This window comes from Methylocaldum sp. GT1BB, from assembly GCF_051027545.1.
Taxonomy (GTDB): Bacteria; Pseudomonadota; Gammaproteobacteria; order Methylococcales; family Methylococcaceae; genus Methylocaldum.
Genome location: NZ_CP194902.1, coordinates 4,229,066 through 4,248,526 on the forward strand (window position 1 = coordinate 4,229,066; position 19,461 = coordinate 4,248,526).

General features: G+C 59.1%; 16 protein-coding genes and 1 pseudogene. 8 read left to right on the forward strand and 9 right to left on the reverse strand.

What is annotated here, in order from left to right; translation table 11 throughout:
* The first annotated feature begins 3 nt into the window (after window positions 1-3).
* The 5 genes and pseudogenes from ACR2TX_RS20265 to ACR2TX_RS20285 all read left to right on the forward strand — a co-directional run bounded on the left by ACR2TX_RS20265 (window position 4) and on the right by ACR2TX_RS20285 (window position 5,893).
* Window positions 4-906, forward strand: coding sequence for a haloalkane dehalogenase (locus ACR2TX_RS20265; protein ID WP_434130606.1), 903 nt, complete (start codon window positions 4-6; stop codon window positions 904-906).
* Between the two features lie 510 nt (window positions 907-1,416).
* The gene (locus ACR2TX_RS20270) at window positions 1,417-2,889 is read left to right on the forward strand and encodes a TldD/PmbA family protein (protein WP_434130607.1); all 1,473 of its coding nucleotides are present in this window, start codon (window positions 1,417-1,419) and stop codon (window positions 2,887-2,889) included.
* A complete protein-coding gene (locus tag ACR2TX_RS20275) occupies window positions 2,886-4,250 on the forward strand; it encodes a TldD/PmbA family protein (protein ID WP_434130608.1) in 1,365 nt (454 codons plus the stop codon). Before ACR2TX_RS20270 ends, ACR2TX_RS20275 begins: the two co-directional genes overlap by 4 nt.
* A gap of 134 nt (window positions 4,251-4,384) precedes the next feature.
* Window positions 4,385-5,418: pseudogene (locus tag ACR2TX_RS20280) on the forward strand (IS630 family transposase).
* An 85-nt stretch (window positions 5,419-5,503) separates the two neighbouring features.
* Complete coding sequence (locus ACR2TX_RS20285; RefSeq protein WP_347259043.1) at window positions 5,504-5,893, forward strand: hypothetical protein; 390 nt, start codon at window positions 5,504-5,506, stop codon at window positions 5,891-5,893.
* Between the two features lie 406 nt (window positions 5,894-6,299).
* Here ACR2TX_RS20285 and ACR2TX_RS20290 read toward each other — a convergent pair whose 3' ends face one another.
* The 6 genes from ACR2TX_RS20290 to ACR2TX_RS20315 form a co-directional block, all read right to left on the reverse strand.
* Window positions 6,300-6,605 carry a cytochrome c gene (locus ACR2TX_RS20290; protein ID WP_240506782.1) on the reverse strand — a complete coding sequence of 102 codons (306 nt, stop codon included), beginning with the start codon at window positions 6,603-6,605 and terminating at the stop codon, window positions 6,300-6,302.
* Window positions 6,602-7,813 (reverse strand): molybdopterin-dependent oxidoreductase, encoded by a 1,212-nt coding sequence (locus tag ACR2TX_RS20295; RefSeq protein WP_086133201.1) that lies wholly within the window; start codon window positions 7,811-7,813, stop codon window positions 6,602-6,604. The genes ACR2TX_RS20290 and ACR2TX_RS20295 overlap by 4 nt, the downstream gene beginning before the upstream one ends.
* A gap of 378 nt (window positions 7,814-8,191) precedes the next feature.
* On the reverse strand, window positions 8,192-9,013 hold the full coding sequence (locus ACR2TX_RS20300) for an alpha/beta fold hydrolase (protein ID WP_434130609.1): 822 nt from the start codon (window positions 9,011-9,013) through the stop codon (window positions 8,192-8,194).
* A gap of 66 nt (window positions 9,014-9,079) precedes the next feature.
* A complete protein-coding gene (locus tag ACR2TX_RS20305; protein ID WP_434130610.1) occupies window positions 9,080-9,862 on the reverse strand; it encodes a 3-hydroxybutyrate dehydrogenase in 783 nt (260 codons plus the stop codon).
* A gap of 175 nt (window positions 9,863-10,037) precedes the next feature.
* Entirely contained in the window at window positions 10,038-11,291 is a 1,254-nt protein-coding gene (locus ACR2TX_RS20310; RefSeq protein WP_434130611.1) for an extracellular catalytic domain type 1 short-chain-length polyhydroxyalkanoate depolymerase, read from the reverse strand.
* A gap of 102 nt (window positions 11,292-11,393) precedes the next feature.
* Window positions 11,394-11,783, reverse strand: a complete 390-nt coding sequence (locus tag ACR2TX_RS20315) for a CopG family transcriptional regulator (RefSeq protein WP_077732190.1) — start codon at window positions 11,781-11,783, stop codon at window positions 11,394-11,396.
* A gap of 394 nt (window positions 11,784-12,177) precedes the next feature.
* On the opposite strand from ACR2TX_RS20315, the gene ACR2TX_RS20320 reads away from it, so the two are divergent.
* Entirely contained in the window at window positions 12,178-13,245 is a 1,068-nt protein-coding gene (locus tag ACR2TX_RS20320) for an NAD(P)-dependent alcohol dehydrogenase (RefSeq protein WP_434130612.1), read from the forward strand.
* A 1,000-nt stretch (window positions 13,246-14,245) separates the two neighbouring features.
* On the opposite strand, the gene ACR2TX_RS20325 is transcribed toward ACR2TX_RS20320, so the two are convergent.
* The gene (locus ACR2TX_RS20325) at window positions 14,246-14,560 is read right to left on the reverse strand and encodes an ATP-binding protein (protein ID WP_434132528.1); all 315 of its coding nucleotides are present in this window, start codon (window positions 14,558-14,560) and stop codon (window positions 14,246-14,248) included.
* Between the two features lie 11 nt (window positions 14,561-14,571).
* Here ACR2TX_RS20325 and ACR2TX_RS20330 point away from each other — a divergent pair, with 11 nt between their 5' ends.
* Window positions 14,572-14,721 (forward strand): hypothetical protein, encoded by a 150-nt coding sequence (locus ACR2TX_RS20330; RefSeq protein WP_156881698.1) that lies wholly within the window; start codon window positions 14,572-14,574, stop codon window positions 14,719-14,721.
* 75 nt (window positions 14,722-14,796) lie between these two features.
* Here the strand turns inward: ACR2TX_RS20330 and ACR2TX_RS20335 are convergent, their stop codons facing one another.
* Window positions 14,797-16,290: a hypothetical protein gene (locus ACR2TX_RS20335; RefSeq protein WP_434130613.1), complete on the reverse strand. Its 1,494-nt coding sequence runs from the start codon at window positions 16,288-16,290 to the stop codon at window positions 14,797-14,799.
* Window positions 16,291-16,913: 623 nt separating this feature from the next.
* On the opposite strand from ACR2TX_RS20335, the gene ACR2TX_RS20340 reads away from it, so the two are divergent.
* The gene (locus tag ACR2TX_RS20340; protein ID WP_434130614.1) at window positions 16,914-18,020 is read left to right on the forward strand and encodes a hypothetical protein; all 1,107 of its coding nucleotides are present in this window, start codon (window positions 16,914-16,916) and stop codon (window positions 18,018-18,020) included.
* Window positions 18,021-18,160: 140 nt separating this feature from the next.
* Here the strand turns inward: ACR2TX_RS20340 and ACR2TX_RS20345 are convergent, their stop codons facing one another.
* The gene (locus tag ACR2TX_RS20345) at window positions 18,161-19,246 is read right to left on the reverse strand and encodes a hypothetical protein (RefSeq protein ID WP_434130615.1); all 1,086 of its coding nucleotides are present in this window, start codon (window positions 19,244-19,246) and stop codon (window positions 18,161-18,163) included.
* Window positions 19,247-19,461: the final 215 nt, after the last annotated feature.

Consider the following 19,461-nt stretch of genomic DNA (forward strand, 5'->3'; position numbering starts at 1 on the left):
ATCATGTTCCCATCCGAGATTTCCGCGGTCGATCATCATCCCCGGAAGCGCGTATCGGTCCTGGATACCGAGATGAGCTACGTCGATGTCGGCAAAGGCGACCCCATCGTCTTCCTGCATGGCAACCCGACCTGGTCCTACCTCTGGCGCAACATCATCCCTCACGTCCAGAACCTCGGCCGCTGCCTCGCTCCGGATCTGGTGGGCATGGGCCAGTCGGGCCGTTCGGCTGCGTCGAGCTATCGGTTCTTCGATCACGCCAACTATCTGGATGCCTGGTTCGAGGCGGTGGGCATCGGTGCTCGGGTGATGCTGGTGGTCCACGACTGGGGCTCAGCCCTGGGCTTCCATTGGGCCCGCCGCCACCCGGACCGCGTGCAGGGGATCGCCTACATGGAAGCCCTCGTGCAACCGAGGCTGTGGGCCGATTTCCCTCCGCCGCGGGAGCGGATCTTCCGCGCGCTCCGCTCGGACGAGGGCATCAGGATGATCGCGGAGGAAAACTTCTTCGTCGAGACCGTGTTGCCGAAAAGCGTCCTGCGGAGTTTGACCAAGGAAGAAATGGAGGCCTACCGTGCCCCTTTCCACACGCCGGAATCCCGGCCGCCGACGCTGGCCTGGGCCCGCGAGTTGCCTATCGATGGCGAGCCGCGGGATGTCGCCGAAGTGGTCGAAACCTACGGGGCCTGGCTCGCGGCCAGCGATATTCCCAAGCTGTTCATCAACGCGGAACCGGGCGCATTGCTGGGAGCGCGCGCACGCCGATTCTGCCGGCAGTGGCCGAACCAGACCGAAATCACCGTGCCGGGCATCCATTACCTGCAGGAAGATTCGCCCCACGAAATCGGCGCGGCGCTGGCGCGGTTCGTCGCACGGCTCCGCGCTTTGCCGGCCCCGCGCGTATGACGGAGAGCATCGGCCAGTGTGGGCGGCCTTCCATCTTCTGCTCCACCAGGAACAAGGTGCCCAGCATGACCAAGGCTATGTGATAGGCATCCCAGCGGCGGACCTGGTAATCGGCCAGAACGCAGAGGATGGGGCCCGAAATATGGCGCCGTTGATTTGACTGCATGATCGATTGCTTGTGCCCCGTTAAATCTCGCTGGAGGCGTCGCTTGCTCCGCCGGGATGTGCCGAGGCATTCGTTCGGCTTGACCGGTCATGATAAGATGCCGCATCAACGGCCTCCCGAGCTTATGCTCATTGGGCTTTCAGCGCGTCCGGCTCCCGTTGAGCAGGGCGGGCAGAACAGAGTCAGGAGTATGCGTTCAGCCATACCGCAAGGAACCCGTCGATGTGCAGGACTGGGGCTGCCGGGATCCACAGGAACCGGCTGGGGCCTCCTGCTGCCGCCGGGCGGCCATTGACCTCCCGGTCCCACGATACCCTTGATATTGTCTACTCGATCAGCGAAGCATGAGCCTCCCGGTCAACTTTTATCCCGAACTCCCCGCGTTCGATATTCACCGGGCACTCGCCTGGGTCCAGGCCGAGGCTGATTGGATTGGCCTGCGTTTCGTCCAGGAGCAGACCTATCGGCGTACCGTCCGCAACCACCTCCCGGAAGACAACGCCATCACCCTGGAGCGGGGCGTCATGGCGGAAGCACGGGTGGACGGCCATATCGCCTATGCCGGCACCAGCGATCTCTCGCAACAGGGCTTGGTCCAGGCCGCCCGGCGGGCCGCGTATCTGGCCCGGATCTGCGCGCCCCATGCCTTGTTCCCATTCACCGAAGGGCACCGGCCTCCGGCTCACGGACGCTTTGTCAGCACCCGGCGACTGGGTTTTGACCGTCTGACGCTCGCCGAATTGACCGATCAACTGATCCGCGCCAGCCGGTCTCTCAAAGTCTCCGACAAGATCGTCAGCACGGCCGCCGAAGCCACCTTGGTGGAAAGCACGGTGCACTACGTCTCATCCAGCGGCGCGGATATCGAACAGCAGTGGTGGCTGGTTTCCAGTCATTGCGCGGCCACCGCTCAGGACGGTACCGAGACCCAGCAGCGTTCATTGAACGGCCCGGCCGCCCGCTGCCGTCAGGCGGGGTTGGAATTCTTCGATTTTTCGGCCCTCCACGCCGAGTGCGAGCGGGTGGGCCGCGAGGCGCTCGAATTGCTGGACGCCGAAAATTGTCCCGATGAGACCCTGGACCTGATCCTGGCGCCGGACCAGATGCTGCTGCAGATCCACGAATCGATCGGCCATCCGCTGGAACTCGACCGCATCCTCGGCGACGAGCGCAACTATGCCGGCTGGAGCTTCGTGAAGCCGGACGATTTCGGCCGGCTGCGCTATGGCTCGCCCCTGCTGAACGTCACCTTCGACCCCACCGTCGCGGGTGAGTTTGCCTCTTACGCCTTCGATGACTGCGGCAACCCCGCGACACGGGAATATCTGATCCGGGACGGCGTGTTGCTGCGGGGGCTCGGCAGTTTGGAAAGTCAGTCTCGACTCGGCATTCCCGGCGTCGCCAATTTCCGTTCGGCCGGCTGGAATCGGGCGCCGATCGACCGCATGGCGAACATCAACCTGGAACCGGGCACCAGTTCCCTGGCCGAAATGATCGCTTCCGTGGAGCGAGGCGTTTACATGCAATCCAATCGATCCTGGTCCATCGACGACTACCGCAACAAATTCCAGTTTGGCTGCGAATATGCACGCAGGATCGAACAAGGCCGGTTGACCGACGTCCTCAAAAATCCCAATTACCGGGGGGTGACGGTGCCTTTTTGGAATGCACTGAAGCAGGTCGGTTGCCGCGACGAGCGGGAGCTCTTCGGAACGCCGTATTGCGGGAAAGGCGAACCCAATCAGCTCATCCGTGTCGGCCATGCCGCCCCGCCCTGTCTGTTTGCGGGCATCGACGTGTTCGGAGGTGGCGCGTGAGCTTTGTTCCGGAAACCCGGCGGCTGTTCGACGATCTCGCGGATACGGCCTTCGCCGACTTGAAGGCCGGAGAAGCGCTCAGCCTCCAACTCAGCGCCGAAGATCAAACCTATGTGCGGTTCAACGATTCCAAAGTGCGGCAAGCCACGGCCGTCTTGCAGAGAAACCTGGCACTCACCTTTCAGTGGGCTGGCCGTCAGGTGACTTTCATGTTTGACCTCAGCGGCCACCTCGATCACGATCGGGCGCTCCTGCGTTCCTGGTTGGAGCGGGCACGGCGGGAAGCTCGAACACTCCCGGAAGACCCTTTCGCGGTGCCCCTGCAAGACCATGGAACCAGCGAACACGAACATTCCGGGACAGAGCCGGACGCCGCCGCTGCGGTCAAGGCCATCGCCCGCGTCACCCAAGGGACGGACTTTACCGGACTCTTGGCCGCGGGCCCGCAGGTCCGCGCGGTCCGCAATTCGGCGGGGTTGAACCACTGGTTTTCGACCGCATCCCTATGGGTGGATTATTCCCTGTTCACGACCAACGCGTCCGGAGATAACAAGGCCGTCAAAGGTCGTTTCTGGGGGCCGGCATGGGATGAGGACCGGTTCCAGGCCGTCCTGGCTGCCGACAAGGCCCGGCTTGCCTTCTTGAAACGCCCTGCCCGCCCGATTGCGCCTGGCGAGTATCGGGTGTACTTCGCGCCGGCCGCCGTCGCCGAACTGATCGCCATGTTCTCATGGGGCGCGCTCAGTTACCGGGCGTACCGGGATGGTAACTGTCCTCTCAAGCGACTGATCCAGGGTGAGGTCGGTCTGTCCGAACAGTTCACCTTGAAAGAAAACTTCTGCTTGGCGCTCACGCCGCGCTTCAACAGCCTGGGCGAGCTTCCGCCGGTGGAGTTGATGCTCATCGAGAAGGGGCAGTTGAAAAACCTGCTGGTGAGTTCCCGTTCCGCAAAACAATATGGCGTGCCGTCCAATGCGGCCGATCCGAGCGGCTGGTTCGGAGAGCATTTGCGCGCGCCGGAACTGATGGCCGGCAACCTGCCTGAGACCGAGGTCCTGAACTGCCTGGGTACCGGTCTTTACGTGGGCAATCTGCATTACCTCAACTGGAGCGATGTCCAGGCCGCCCGGGTGACCGGCATGACCCGCTACGCCTGTTTCTGGGTCGAGAACGGCGAAATCGCGGCACCCATCAATGATCTGCGGTTTGACGACAGTTTGTATCGATTGTTTGGCTCGGCGCTCGAGGCGCTGACCCGGGAAAGCCCGATCCATCCCGCCATCGATACCTATCACTGTCGTGCACTCGGCGGCAGCAAGATACCCGGCGCGCTCGTCGGCACCTTTCGCTTCACGCTTTAAATAATCGGCACAGGGCCCGTTCCAGGCATTCTCAGGGAGCCCCCGGCGATTGGTTTTCGGCTAAAGGGGACGGCCATGTACGGCTTATACTAACCGTAAAATAAAGAATGCCATATTCGTGTTAGGCTACGGCCATGAGATGCAAAAGAGACTCTGACGGGCGATCGATCGACAATCTCTCGCTCCAAGTCATGCGCCAGCAGGCGGTTAAAGCAGTCGGCAAAGGCGAGACCGTGGCCAGTGTTGCCGCCGCCTTTGGCGTCAATATCCGAACGGTATTTCGCTGGCTGTCGGACTTTGCCAGCGGTGGACAAAATGCCTTGCTGGCCAAATCGATTCCCGGTCGACCCCCGAAGGTGACCCCGGACGAAATGCGCTGGCTTGCCGAGACCGTGCGTGATCAGACGCCCCTGCAAATGAAGTTTGAATTTGGTCTGTGGACCTTGTTGCTGATCGGCGAAGTGATCTACCGGCAGTTCGGCAAGCGGCTGACCAAGCCCAGTGTGGGGCGGATCATGCGGATGCTGGGGTTTACCCCACAACGGCCATTGTATCGAGCCTGGCAACAAGACCCGGTGCTGGTCGAAAGGTGGCAGGCGGAAGCGTTTCCGCGCCTGCAAGCCGAGGCGAAACGGGCCGGTGCGGTGATCTATTTTGCCGATGAAGCGGGCCTTCGTTCCGATTACCATGCGGGCACGACGTGGGCGCCGTGCGGCCGAACCCCGGTGGTCAAGGCGACCGGCCGGCGCTTTGGCCTGAATGTCATTTCCGCGGTCAGCGCTCGTGGCGATTTCCGTTTCATGGTCCAGGAGGGAACGGTCACGACGGTGGTCTTTCGGGAGTTTCTCAAACGCCTGATGGTCGGGGCCAAGCAACCGATCTTTCTGGTGGTGGACGGGCACCCGATTCATAAGGCCAAGTTGGTCAAAGACTACGTGGAACAGCAGCAGGGACGGCTGAAACTGGTGTACCTGCCCCCTTATTCCCCGCAACTGAACCCGGATGAGCAGGTCTCGGGGTCTGTGAATCCAGGGTGGCCAAACACTTACCCGAGAATAAAGCCGATTTGAAACGATGCCTGATCGGGGCCTCGCGGCGACTTCAGAAACTACCGCAGATCGTGGTCGCATTCTTCCGGCACCCTGAATGCCGATACGCCATAACATGACAATACTTTCTTTACGCTTAGTAACTGCCGGAGCAATATACTATAAAACTTATTATGTTAGCGAACCCAGGTGAAAGAAATGAGTATGAAATCCAGCTTAATAAAAATGGCAATAAAATTGACACCCAATAGATTGATTATTTGGGTGGCGAATATAATCCTTAAGGGTATTGCAGAATTAAAGAAATTTCGTTTTGACCTCGACGCGCGAACAATCTACGTTCAAACAAGGCTCTACGGTGAACAGGAAGCAATTGAAGTTTATCTGGAAGATTTTGCTGTTTTTAAGGACGGTGATTCCTACAGATTCATTATCCACCAGGCAAAATCGGACCGCCTTTGGCTGAATAACTTATTGTCCCGTATCGCAGGAAAAGCCTGGGAAATTCCTGCTATACCGCCATTGACGGCTCAACTCGAGCTTGCAGCCGAGTTGTTCAAAGCCAAATCTCCGGCACTGGGAAAAATCGATTGAGATTACACCCTTCCGCACGGCCTATACCTGCGCCGTCGGTGCGGATCGCTTCCACGATAAGATCATTCCGCCGGGTTGGATTGCCGATCTGAACGCGGCGTTCTAAGTACATTCAGGGAAGTCTTGCGGCATAGGCAACCTGCAGGACAACCCCGCCAATCAAGCCAATCTGTCGAGATTCGGCAAATATTTGCGGAATGTACTTAGAGCATTTTCATACCGACTGTACGGGTACTTGCGCGTAGGTCGGAAATCCTTTTCCGACGGTGCAGTTGGGCCAACGGGTTCGTCGGCAAGGGATTGCCGACCTACGAATGCTTGAGTCGATCTACCCTGGCCGAAGGCGCCAACGACTCCGGCCAAGCCTGTTTTGCCGTACGAGCGAGATCAAAACGCTCTAACGCCGTTATTCGACGCCGTAATACGTCGTCAGATAATCCAGAATCACCGACATGTCGTCCTGGCTGATCGGCGCTCCCATGACATTCACCATTTTGTCGACGGTCGCTTGCCAGTCGGTTCGTTTCATGAAAAGGGAGTTCATCTGGATATAGTCGATACTGTGGCACATGACGCAATTGGCCATCACGGTATCGCGTCCCGCCCCTTCCTTGAGCTCTATCTGCGCCTCTCCCGCAAAGGCGCTAGTGGAAAAAACCGCGACTAGCGCTAGCAGCAGCGTGTTGAGCATCTTCATGACATGGGCACTCATGCGACCACCACATTGATCCGTTGCACCACGTTGTTGTGGTAACCCGCTGGATTGAAGATGAGTTCGTAAACCTGGGTGCTTCCCTGCCGGCTCGTCGCCCTCGCCATGAGCACATGTTTGCCGCCCCGGCGTGGCGTGAAGGTGTGGTGCCAGGCGCGGAACGAGAAACGACCGTAGTCCTGTTCGAGCTGCGCGTCCCGCCACGTCCTGCCGCCGTTCACCGAAACTTCGACCGTTCGGATTCCATGCCCCCCGTCCCACGCAAGCCCTTTGACCGTCACCGGTTTGCCCGCATGCAAGCGCTGCCCTTCCTCGATGTTGGTCATGAGAGAATTGACCACCATATCGGTAATCGGCGTATTGTCCTCCCCTTCTTGCGAAAGAAATCGCTCGATGTGCGGGAATTTGTCTTTCGGTATCCGGTAAGCCCTGCTCATCCAGAATCCCGTTTCCGGTTTCGGCATCGCGCTGATGGACGTCAGCTGTTTCACCCAGTAGGTCCCCGACCAACCGGGCACCACCAGGCGTACCGGAAAGCCGTTCCAATGAGGCAGGGCCTCGCCATTCATCTCGTAGGCGACCAGGGTGTTCTCGTCGAGGGCTTTCCATAGCGGAAGACTCTTGACGAAATCGGGGGTCTCGTCGATAGCTCCGTAATCGGCGCCGTCGAAGACGATTTCCAGCGCATCCGACTTGAGTCCTGCTCTCGCCAGCACGTCCTTGAGGCGAGCGCCCTTCCATCGCGCATTGCCCATGGCGCCCGCTCCCCATTGGACGCCGGGCACATGCGGCTCGGAAAAGCCGCGGCGATTCCCGGCACATTGGCACACGGCAAACAGTTCGACGGGCTCGAAATCCCGCTTGAGCTGGTCCAGCGTCAACTCGAAGGGATGCTCCACCGAGTCGCCCCCTACCTCGAGCCGCCAGGTTTCGGCGGCCACTTGCGGAATATGGGCAAGGTGCCAGCGCACGAAGAACTGGTCGTTCGGCGTGATGACGCCGCTGAAAGCCCTGACCGGCGTCTCGAAGTTCGGTGGCCGGTAGGTGCGCTTGATGAGGGGCTTCTTGCCGGACAATGCCGCCCGCACGGCGCTTTCCACCGCACCGATCGGCAGCTCGCCGGCCCGCAATGATCGCGGCACCAACAAGCCCGGCCAGGTCACAACGACCCCGCCAACCAAACCCTTGAGAAAAGTCCGCCTATCCAAGGTCTCGTTCTCCAATTCTTAGGGCATACTTTATTTCCCGGTTTCAACTAAGACCTCCCTGACCGATCGAACGTTGCAGCTTCGGACGAGTCGATCAGATCATGAGCCGAGATGACTTAACCGAAACGCTGATACGGGTCCAGCCAAAGCTGTTAAGGAAGCTCTGAATAAGTCCTTCGACAAGCTCAGGACGAACGGTAACGTATGGATTCCGTTCGTGGTTCGACAAGCTCGCCACGAACGGAATCCACTTGTTCAGAGCTTCCTTAAGGACCGAGTGACGGAAGCCCAAAGCTTTCAAGGTATGCCCTCGGTCCGGAGCAGCAGGAACGAAATCACCCGGAAACGTATACCGTCCCGATTTGCTTCCCGGCATAGCTATCCTTCGCAAGACTCGGGAAGGTTTCGGAGAAGGGGCCGATGCTTTAATAGGAACTCCATCAGTACCTGATTGAACGCGTCCGGACGCTCCAGAGGCAGCATGTGCCGTGCGTCGCGGATGATCGAAAGTTCCGCCTGCGGCATTCTGGCCACATAGGTTTCCTTGACTGCTATCGGCGTGTAATCCCGATCCGAAGTGATCACGAGGGTCGGGCAGTGAATGGCGTCGAGATGATCCGCCACGGTCCATCCGATCAAAGCCCGCAATGCGTCAAGGTAAGCCCGCGGATCATTCTCGGCCCACCGATCGATGAATAGCTGTCGGAGTTCTGCCTGTTCCGGCTCGGGGAAGAGACGCTTGCCCAGAACCTTTCCCATTTGGCGCATCCCCAGCAACCGGACGATAAGTTTCCGTTGGACGATCTGCAGTCGTGCTCTGAGCGTACGGAGGATGAATTCCGGGCCGCTGTTGACAATCACCAGGCTCTGCACGAGTTCCGGGGCGCTGATGGCGAGCTGAAAAGCGATCATGCCTCCCATCGAGAGGCCGACAACGTGAGTCGGACCCAGGGAGAGCAAGCGGATCAGTTCCGCCGTGTCCGCCGCAAACCCAAGAATACTGTAGGGGCCGGGCGGCTTGTCCGATCGGCCATGGCCGCGGAGGTCGAACGTGACCACGTGAAAACGTGGAGAAAAGTAAGCGAGCTGAGCTTCCCAATCCCGTGTGCTGGAGCCTAGGCCGTGGATGAAAAGCAGGGACGGGCCGTGCCCCAGGCTTTCATAATGGAGTTCTGCACCTCGTATTTGAAGTCTGGGCATGCTCATTCCTTAAGCGGCGGGTTTCCGTTGCCGAGCTTGGCCTTGAGCGGCTCCGTCCTGAGCCGGTCAGCGGGCGATCCAGCCCCCATCGACCGGAAAGGCCGCCCCCGTGGTCGTCTTGGCCGCCTCGCTGCACAGGACAGCGGTCCAGGCGCCAATGTCCTCCGGGGTCGAAAATTGGAGCATAGGCTGCTTTTCGCGCAGGAGCGCCAGTTTGGCCTCTTCCGGCGAAATCCCCTGCTGTCGGGCCAAGTCCTCAATCTGTTTTTCGACCAGCGGGGTCAGCACCCAACCTGGGCAAATCGCGTTGCAGGTGATGCCGGCGTTAGCCGTCTCCAGGGCCACGACCTTGGTCAGGCCCAGGAGGCCATGCTTCGCCGCCACATAAGCGGCCTTGCCCTCGCTGCCTACCAGGCCGTGGGTTGAGGCAATGTTGATGATCCGTCCCCAACCGCGCCGCTTCATGCCCGGCAGCGCGGCTTTGATGGTATGGAAAGCGGCTGAAAGATTGACGGCGAGCACGGTCTCCCACTGCGCATCCGGAAATTCCTCCAGCGGTGCCACATACTGAATACCGGCGTTGTTGACCAAAATGTCAATGGCACCGAAATCCGCCTCCATCGATTGGATCATGCCGCCGATGGCAGCCGGTTGTGAGAGGTCTGCGGGATAATAAGCGGTTTTCACACCCTGAGCGCGGCTCAAGTCCTGCGCCAATCTCTCGATCTCCGCGATCTCCCCGAAGCCATTCAAACCGATATGGCAGCCCTGCCGGGCGAGTTCGGTGGCGATGCCGAGACCGATGCCGCGGGTGGAACCGGTGACCAGGGCTATCTTCCCATGGAGCATGATTTATTCTCCGCCGTTCCTTGTGGACGCCTCATCCATGGACCTCATGGTCTTCGTTTAGGTTCCGGGAGACCTTCCGCTTACTGGACGATCTCCTGATAGTGATGCGCTCGCAACCCAAAAACTTCCCGGTTAGACAGGAACGCAAGAGGCTTCTCACCGGCTCGCCGAGTTCTTACGGTTTGCCCTGCGAGTGCTTCCGGAAAAACCGGACCATCTCCTCCGAGGCGCTGGGTCCCTTGGGGTCGGTATACGAGACATCAGGACTTCCGCCCGACCAGCCGTGGCCCGCCCCATGAACTAGCCACTGCTCCATGACGACCTGGCCGCTCGCGTCGTGATAGATGGAGTGGGTATAGGAATGCCCGTGAGGCACCTGACTCCGGTTTGCCGTGACCCGCAATTTTCTTCCCGCGCCTGAGTGTACGGTTGCCCACTGCGCCAAAACCCGATCGCCATTGCCGGGGTGAACCGTGGTGTCCCGGTCTCCATGAAAGACGATGGTGGGGACGATCCGGAGTGCTTTCAGCGCTGCCGGGAAACTGCTTTCCCGCTGCAGCAGCGCAGCTGTTTCCCCCTGCTGCATGGCCGCGAAGGCGGAGGGGATGTCATGGGCGACACCGTAAGGGAGTCCGGAATGGACGCCGATGGCGGCGTAGAGCTCAGGGTAGTTCACTCCCATGACCATGGCCATCGCCCCGCCGGCCGAGTGTCCCGCCACGTAGATCCGCCCGGCGTCAAGGCCATGGGTGCTCACGATGTGCCGGGTCATGTCGGCAAGGATGGACGGTTCGCCATGATCCCGGTGCTGGTCGCTCGCCTTGAACCAGTTCCAGCATCGGGACGGATTGGCTTGGGGCGCTTGCTCGGGGTACAGGACGAAAAATCCCTCCCGTTCCGCCAGGACATTCATGCGGGTGCCCGCGGCGAAGTCGTCCGGGTCCTGGGCGCAGCCATGGAGCATGACGATCAGCGGCAGGGCTTGTCCGTGGTAGCCGCTGGGAATATAGAGCTTATAGGCGCGGGTTCCGGCCGGGTTGGTGAAGGAACCTGTCATGAACTGCCCTCCTGCCTGAATGTCCGGGTTTGACTGGCTCGGTTTGGTTATTATGGATTCGAGTCCGGTTCGAAGCGAACGAAACGTAGCCTCGAAGGCGGACGACGGCGCGGAGGATGGGCTCGCGTCGTGCGGGCTCCCATGCGCCGATGCCCCGCTGTCCGGTGGCGGCGTGAGTTGGGAAATGTCGTCGATGACGCGGCACGTGCTGTCAATAGGTTCGTGACCGGAAGAGTCGGAGGTCTTCGAGGACGTGTCGGGTGCGAAACCGCCCCGGAGCGTGCGCCGGATGAGGGCGGCGGCTTCATCGAGCCGGCCCGAGCGGGTGAGCCGGGTGGCTTCCGCCATTACGGCGTGCAGTGCGTCGGTCATAATCCAGGTCTCCTTTGGCGATTGTAACAGCGGCCATGGTTCGGTGGGTGGAGACATGTGAGCTGTAAGTGGATCTCCACCGGCGAGGCGGGAAAACAAGGTCTAGCGGATGCGGCCGGCCAAGGCCGATTTGACGTCCGCACTGGCCCGCAAGGCCCCTAGTACCGTGATGGACTCGATGGTGTCCCGTGCCAGTTCGGGCGAGACATCATCGCCGATGATGACCAGGCCCAGCACCTGAATTTGCAGCCTCTGTCCGGCCGTCCGTACCGCTTCCAGATCGCGGCGGGTGTACTCCTGCAGGCCGAGCACCAGGGTCTTGCGGGCCACGGTTTGTTTCACCACCTCCGCGTGGGCGGCAAGTTGGTTGCGTATCGCGGTACGAATGAAGTCGGTGCGGTTGGAATAGAAGCCTTCCTGCACCAGCAAATCGATCTGCCCGAGGTCCACGAACCCCAAGTTGATCGTAATTTTCTCGGTTTCCCCTGCCATACCTTCTGCTTACCATCTCATAGCCATCCAATGGGATGGTAGACTACTCCGAAACGGGGGACTGTCAAGGGGTGCCCGCGGCCGAACGGTTTCATGGCTGACAGTCCCCTACGAACATCACTCAGCGTGGCGGATTCGGATCTACCCAATCGCTTTAGAATACCGTTTACCAGAATGGGGCCATTGATGTCTGCCTATTGCACATATCGCTTTTTATATTGGGAGCCCGGAAGTACTAATGGTCAAGAAAGTAAAGCCACAAAAGCCCCCTCTCCCTCTGGGAGAGGGTTGGGGTGAGGGCGATTCGAATAGGGCTTTACTTTCTTTACCCACAGTAAATCGAACAAACCGTCCGAAACACGGTCCGTTTAAGAAACGGAATAAGGAGCTCTCCATGATCAAAACCATCGGATATGCTGCCCACAGCATGAGTGCGCCGCTGGGTCCGTTCCGCTTCGAGCGGCGCGAACCGGGTCCACACGACGTGCAGATTGAAATCCTCTACTGCGGGGTCTGTCATTCGGATCTCCATACGGTCCGCAGCGAATGGCAGAACACCGTCTACCCGGTGGTGCCCGGGCACGAGATTGTCGGGCGGGTGACGGCGGTCGGCGACGAGGTGCAAACCTTCAAGGCCGGCGACTTGGCCGCCGTGGGGTGCATGGTCGATTCCTGCCGCACCTGTCCCGATTGTCGCGAGAATCTGGAGCAGTATTGTCAGAACGAACTCACGTTGACTTATAACAGTCCCGACAAGCACACGGGAAAGATGACTTACGGCGGGTACTCCAATGTGATCGTGGTCGATGAGCATTTCGTACTGCGCCTGCCCGAAAAGCTCGATCTCGCCGCCGCCGCGCCGCTCTTGTGCGCGGGCATCACCACCTATTCGCCGCTGCGTCATTGGCAGGTGGGCCAAGGCCAGAAGGTCGGAATCGTCGGACTCGGAGGCTTGGGCCACATGGGGGTGAAGTTCGCCCATGCTTTTGGATCGCATGTGGTGCTGTTCACGACTTCTCCGGACAAGACCGAGGACGCCAAGCGGCTGGGCGCCGACGAAGTGGTGATTTCAAAGAATCCCGATGAGATGAAGAAGCACGTCAACAGCTTCGACTTCATCCTCGATACCGTGGCCGCATCGCATAACCTGGACGCCTATATCGAGCTGCTCAAACGTGACGGCACGCTGTGCTTGATCGGGGTTCCGGATACGCCGCATCCGTCACCCGGCGTCGCCAACCTGATCTTCAGACGCCGACGAATGGTGGGCTCGCTTATCGGCGGGATCAAGGAGACGCAGGAAATGCTCGACTTCTGTGCCGATCACGGCATCGTCTCGGACATCGAACTCATTCCTATCCAAGAGATCAATGACGCATACGACCGCATGCTCAAGAGCGACGTGAAGTACCGCTTCGTTATCGATCTGGCGTCGTTGAAGCAGGAAACCGCCACGGCTTGATCAGGAAAATGATCATGCCGGCAAAACAGAAGCGTGGACGATCAGGATGAGTCCATCTGTTCATGCGATTGGCTTATTCATAAGCTCTTTCGCGCGGTCAAAACAGACCGTGTGAGGGCTGCAAACCGCGATCTGCAAGGGATGTTACGGGTTACCGTTTCACCCGAAACCGAGCCCAACCGGGTTCACCGCCACGGACGTGATGATGGGCTGCACTGAGTCTTGGGCAGGCCGATATAGCGTGAATGCCGTAACCCACCACGGTAGATGGCTTGTGCATGGATACTCTCGATGCTGGCACGCGCTCTATGCTGCTCACGCGTTCGCAGTCCGATGCGTCGCGGTTCGACTTTGGCATGGGCCATTGCGCACAAATGGACAGGGGGCGTACTCCTGACGTGTAAAGCGGGTCTTCCAAACGATGCCAGTTCTAAGTACATTCAGGGAAGTCTTGCGGCATAGGCAACCTGCAGGACAACCCCGCCAATCAAGCCAATCAGTCGAGATTCCGCAAGTATTTGCGGAATGTACTTAGAGCGTTTTCCATCCCGGTGTACGGATTCGTGCCAGGAGGGGAGAACGTAGGTCGGCAATCCCTTCCCAATCGCAAACGGTCGCTTTAGTCGCGCCCCTTCCGACAAAGCCCTTCGCCGAGCCGATACGTCGGCAAGGGATTGCCGACCTACATATCCGAATCCCTTACACCGATTCGGAAAACGCTCTAAAGCTGGCTTTCGATCTCATTCCTACATTCTAGCGGCGAAAGCATCCTCGCTAACGCGGTCGACTTCCGACATTCCGTGCGGTTGCCTCCTATAAGTGGTTCGTGCCCGCAGCGGTCATTCGATTCAATAACCACAGCGGACCGGGGCCAGCCACGACGCGGCGCTGGAACTACAACGTGCGGGCTGTGCACTTCCAACGTTGGCTCGAGCGCCGAATATGTGGCCAGATCATCGTCAACCGCGTTGCGCCTGGAGTCGCGCAAGGCCAGCGCCCGTCAAGCCTGCCCTTCGCTCAGGGGCAGCCGCACGATGAATTCACTCCCTGATCGGGGCCTGCGCTCTTGGCCTCCACCGGGCCTCCGTGCAGCGCCACAGCGCTGGACGATAGTCAGGCCGAGCCCCAACCTGCCTTGGAACCGGTCCAGGGTGCGCTCGGCTTGGGTGAAGACATCAAACAGGTAGGGCAGCAACGCCTTCGGAATGACTTCGCCGGTATCCCGGCTCCAAATGACGGCGTCATCCTGCTCACACGCCGCCTCCAGCCAAATTGTGCCGCCTTCGGGCGTATATTTGGCGGCATTGTTGAGCAGATCGACACCACTTGGGCCAAGCGCAGGCTATCCCCGTCCGGCCCGAGCGGCTGATCGGGCAGCGAGGCGATCAGCTTGTGACGGCGGGCTTGAATGAGCGGCTGGCAGGTTTCAATCGCCTGCTGCAGCACTGCGGCAAGGTCGATAGACGCTTTCTGTAAGCTGATAAAGCTTAGGCTTCCGGGACACTACTCAATAGGCAGCCACTCGGTTGCTGTCTCGCAAGCGTACGCCCCTTATGGGAGATACCGCACCAGGGCGAAGTTGAAGCTGGGACCGCCGACAGCGGCGATAGGCGCGTCAGAACCGCCTGCCACCACGATCAGGCCATCGGGCTGAATGGCGATGGCCTGGACCTGGTCCGTGCTGCTATTCAAGACGTGGTCGCCGGTCGTGTTGGCCAAATCGGTCAGCACCCGGTTGTTGGATCCGAAGTCGGTTATCGCGACACCATTCAGATCGTAGCGGACCAGGGCGAAGTTGGTATTGCCCACGCCAAGGGGGGCGTTGGACGTTCCTGCCACCACGATCCGGCCGTCTGCCTGCATCGCGGCCGCAGTCGCAAAGTCAGCGCTGCGCTCGACGGTCCCAGCGTCAAGCGCACGGTTATCAAAGTCCGTGATCGAGAGCCCAGGGTTGATCGAGTCGGCGTTAAAGGTCGGATCGAGGGTGCCATCCAGATTGTACCGCGCCAAACCGAAGTTAAGATCCCCGTTGGGACCGTTGGTCGTTCCGACCGCCACGATCCGGCCATCGGGCTGGACGACGAGCGCGCTGGCCTGGGCGCTTGTGCCACGAAGACAGGTCGCTACCCGGTTATTGGGCCCGAAATTGGTATTCGGAACGCCATTGTTGTATCGAACGAGGCCGAAGGCCGCCGGACAATCGGGGGCGGGAGACGTGCTGCCTGCCACCACGAGCTGACCGTCGGACTGCATGGCCACAGCAAAGGCGTCATCCACGCTACGATTGCCAAAATCGGTGAGCACGGTGCCTGGGAAGATGGCATTATCGCCGAAGGTCGGATCGATGATGCCATCGGGATTGTACCGGACCAAGGCAAAATTACCCTCGCCGTTAGGCGCATTCGAAAAACCTACCGCCACAATCTTGCCGTCGGGCTGGAGGGCGAGGGCTCTGAGTTGGTCAAGCGAACGAGTCCCATCGGGTAATTGACGAAAATCTGTGAGTGTCGTGCCTGGGAAGATGGCATTATCCCCAAAGGCCGGATCCACGCTGCCGTCGGGGTTATAGCGAACCAAGGCGAAGTTGTTGTCGCCATTGGGCGCGTCGGAAAACCCTCCAACCACGATCTTGCCGTCGGGTTGAATCAGGATGGCGCGCGCCGTATCCGAGCTGTTCCTGCTGGGGCTATCGGGGTCACCCGTGGGTACGTCAGTCCGGAAATTCGTGATGACTCCGCCGCCCGTGCCGAAGGTCGGATCCATGGTGCCATCGGGGTTATAGCGGACTACGGCGAAGTTGTTGTCGCCATTGGCAATGGGGGAAGTAGTGAATCCGGCCGCCACGATCTTGCCGTCGGGCTGGATGGCCACAGCAAACGCCTGATCAGTAGCGGTCTCGAAGGTCGTGAGCACCCGTCCGATGACACCAAAGGTGGGATCCGGGGTGCCGCTTTGCGCATGAGATATACTTGTTGTAACTGTGCCAAACACCGCAGTCAAACCGACCAGCAAGCCGGGCAGCCCCATGGGCTTCTTTCCTTTCATGACGTTTTCTTCCCGCAGCAAAATAGAGAGATTGGCTAAATTAGACCGGGACACTCGGAGATTTCTCTCGTAGCCTCCCGGAATATTTGCCGCGAGCGGCCTGCACTAGCGGAAAGTACCAATTCGCTCATGGTTCCATAAAGCCGACATTCGAAGCCGGCTGAAAACTAAATGCGAACGGCAGAAATGGCCGAACAGCAGAAGTTCACTTCGGTGGCCCTAACTATCCGTTCAGGACAGTCCGCCGCCACATTCGGCACGGAAGTGCCGGTTGTCCCACCCGAAAAACGATCTCGAGCCGAACGTCAGCTACGGGGCAGTGGTTGGCCGACTCCTGCCGATCGGCATATGTTCGTGGAGGATCGGGTTATGCGCCAGAGCGGATACGCTTCAGTAAACTGGGAACCAAGTCACTCCCGGCCGGAACCTGACGAATATCAATGGCCTCGATTCAGAGTATCCGTACAGTATCCTGGCTTGATGAATTCCCGAATCCATAGCCTGTGCCGGTCATCATGCTGCGAGACTGTTCAGCCGCTCGCGGCCTGCGAAGCGCCGCACCGCTATTTCGCCTGCTCGCTTTAGCCTTTTTCGCGGCCGGACTTTCGAGCTGTCTGTCACCCATGGCGCTTGATCATCTGGCGATCGCCTATAACGAATCCAGTGCGGACGTGATGTCGAGGCAACTCCTGCTCAATATCGCGCGTGCCCGCTTCAATCAGCCAATATATTTTTCCGGGATTTCGAATATTGCCGCGACGCTGAATTTCCAGGTCAATGCGGGGGCCACCCCGCCGTTTACGGGGAATAGCGGCACCACGCTGATGCCCATTTTCGGCGGCTCGGCGTCGGAAAATCCGACCATCAGTATCGTTCCCATGGAAGGCGAACAATTTACGCAGCGATTGCTGACGCCATTATCCGAAGACAAGCTGACCTTGCTGCTGCGTCAGAATATCGATGTCGATCTGCTGCTGCGTTTGGTGACGCTGGAATTTCGCACTCAAGGCGAAGAAGCGGTATTTCACAATCGGCCTCGAAACCGGCGCGATTACGCCGCTTTTCGGCGCATCGTGCTGCACCTGTCATCGATTCAGGATCGTGACCAGTTGTACGCGGAGCCCCTGATCTTCGAGCGTCACTGGACGCTGCCTTTCGAGTCGATTAACGGAAAGGAATTTCAGGCATTGGAGCAGGAGTATTCCATTGCGCCGGATTCAACGAGGCCGATTTATCATCTGACCAAGCAAGTCGTCGGTCGAACGGTTCTGACGAACTACGATCCCCTCCTTTTGAGCAATGAGGAGCGAATACGGCTGAATGACGAGGCCGAAAAAAATGCACCCAACGATCTCCTGGTCGATGTTCGTCCCGGCTATCCGGGGGGCGAATCTCCGCTGCACGGCAACTTCAGGCTGCGAAGCTTTAGCAACATCATGTATTTCATTGGCCGAACCCTCGCCGCAGAACCCGAAAGGGACGTTCCCAAGGATCCGCGAACACCGCCGGTCGGCGAAAATCCGGTCTCGGTCATCGAGATTTCCGAATCCAGCAGGCCGCCCGCAGATGCGGACGTTGTGGTGAATTATCGGGGGAGATACTTCGCCGTGCGTCCAAGCCGTGATTCATCGTGGAACCAAACGGCCTTTCGGGTGCTCTCGCAGATTTTTCAGATGACGGTGACCGAACTTCCGAAACCGGGCGTTCCGAGCATCACCATCGCAAAGTAAACGTGACGCGGCTCGGAACACGGTCTCGGGGAGCAAAGCGTGATCGGCTGATCACGTGTCACGACACCGTGTTCCCAAAGGGATGTACCCGACTATTCAAAGCGACGGGCCGGTTCCGGCACCGGATAACATCGTCGCCTTTACAGACCGCTCGAACGGCTGCCGCCGCTTGTGCCGACACCGCCGTCGGAGACCTCTCCCGCAGGCTGAGTGGTGTGCCGAATGACGCGCTGTATATCGTCTTTTCGCGCAAGGACCGATCGCAATTGCAATGACCTGTTCAGTACGCTGTACCAGAAAGGCGCGCCGAGGCTGAGCAGCAGGATGGAGATCATCAGCCCCGGAAGGTTCACATTTTTCCAGTTGTCAAACCATAGCTCGAGAGAGGTAGGCGGCAATATCACGCCCTGCTTGGCCAGGAACGTGAAATACTGCCTCTCGATTTTGTCCGACACGGGCAACGGCGTGGCGGATTGAGCCTCCAAGCTGGCTACGACATACTGTGCCTGATCGATCTTCATCGCCTCCTCGACAAAAGCGGTTCGCATGGCGTCGTCCATGGCAAATCGGTTCACCAGCGTCACCGTGTCCAGTTGCAGCACGACGGCTACCACCGTAGCGCTGACGAAAGTCCAAACGCGGGCACCGAAGGTGAAGCGTTCGCTGACGCGATCGATGACCGAATCAAACCGCAAGTTGATTTTCGCCAAGAATTGGCTGGCGGCTTCCTGTAACAGGGCAATATTCTGGCGGACGTCGTGGGCGAGTTCGGGGTTGGATTTCTCCAGTTGGAGGGCCGCCATATGGATATTCTTCAGCGTTTGGTCGGGGTCGGAGATACCGTTTTCCGCCATCACTTTCTTCAATCCCTTGAGCGCTGTCTGTTGCAGCTCGGTTATCGTCACGTCCTTCGGGTCTCGCGATGCCAGGTCGAGCAGCATCTTGGTGAGCTCCTCGCGGTGAATCACCTCGCCATACCGGATCAAACCGAATATTTTGCCGCCGTTGAGGATTGGACTGCGTAGAATCATCTTCGCTATCTCCTCGGCGCAGCGCCGCTCCACGCCGGGATCGAGCTGCTCGAGCAGGTCCACGAGTCCGGCCAGCAAGTGCTTTCCGCGACTTTGACGCAGAGCCAGCATGGCCTGAGTCATCAGAGTCACCGCCATGCTGACGATCAGCATGACGACAGAAAGCCCGATTAGGATATCGATCGATTTCAGCATGATGGCACCCCTCCAGTCTCGACGTTGTTCAGGACTTACGAAAATGGACTCTTCTTCCGTCTCTCGAAGGAAAAAGGGCAAAATGCGTAAGTCCGGTTGTTGTTATTTTGTCCAGGCCGGCTAGAGCTTTTTCATCTCGCTCGTACGGCAAAACAGGCCTGGCAGGAGTCGTTGGCGCCTTCGGCCAGGGTAGATCGACTCAAGCTTTCGTAGGT

Excerpts from the sequence above, each read along its gene's own strand:
- ACR2TX_RS20335 (WP_434130613.1), bottom strand. The coding sequence starts at position 16,290 with ATGAAAGGAAAGAAGCCCATGGGGCTGCCCGGCTTGCTGGTCGGTTTG.
- ACR2TX_RS20270 (WP_434130607.1), top strand. The coding sequence starts at position 1,417 with ATGAGCCTCCCGGTCAACTTTTATCCCGAACTCCCCGCGTTCGATATT.
- ACR2TX_RS20310 (WP_434130611.1), bottom strand. The coding sequence starts at position 11,291 with ATGACCGACGCACTGCACGCCGTAATGGCGGAAGCCACCCGGCTCACC.
- ACR2TX_RS20345 (WP_434130615.1), bottom strand. The coding sequence starts at position 19,246 with ATGCTGAAATCGATCGATATCCTAATCGGGCTTTCTGTCGTCATGCTG.
- ACR2TX_RS20300 (WP_434130609.1), bottom strand. The coding sequence starts at position 9,013 with ATGCCCAGACTTCAAATACGAGGTGCAGAACTCCATTATGAAAGCCTG.
- ACR2TX_RS20315 (WP_077732190.1), bottom strand. The coding sequence starts at position 11,783 with ATGGCAGGGGAAACCGAGAAAATTACGATCAACTTGGGGTTCGTGGAC.
- ACR2TX_RS20265 (WP_434130606.1), top strand. The coding sequence starts at position 4 with ATGTTCCCATCCGAGATTTCCGCGGTCGATCATCATCCCCGGAAGCGC.
- ACR2TX_RS20340 (WP_434130614.1), top strand. The coding sequence starts at position 16,914 with ATGGCGCTTGATCATCTGGCGATCGCCTATAACGAATCCAGTGCGGAC.
- ACR2TX_RS20305 (WP_434130610.1), bottom strand. The coding sequence starts at position 9,862 with ATGCTCCATGGGAAGATAGCCCTGGTCACCGGTTCCACCCGCGGCATC.
- ACR2TX_RS20285 (WP_347259043.1), top strand. The coding sequence starts at position 5,504 with ATGAAATCCAGCTTAATAAAAATGGCAATAAAATTGACACCCAATAGA.
- ACR2TX_RS20320 (WP_434130612.1), top strand. The coding sequence starts at position 12,178 with ATGATCAAAACCATCGGATATGCTGCCCACAGCATGAGTGCGCCGCTG.
- ACR2TX_RS20290 (WP_240506782.1), bottom strand. The coding sequence starts at position 6,605 with ATGAGTGCCCATGTCATGAAGATGCTCAACACGCTGCTGCTAGCGCTA.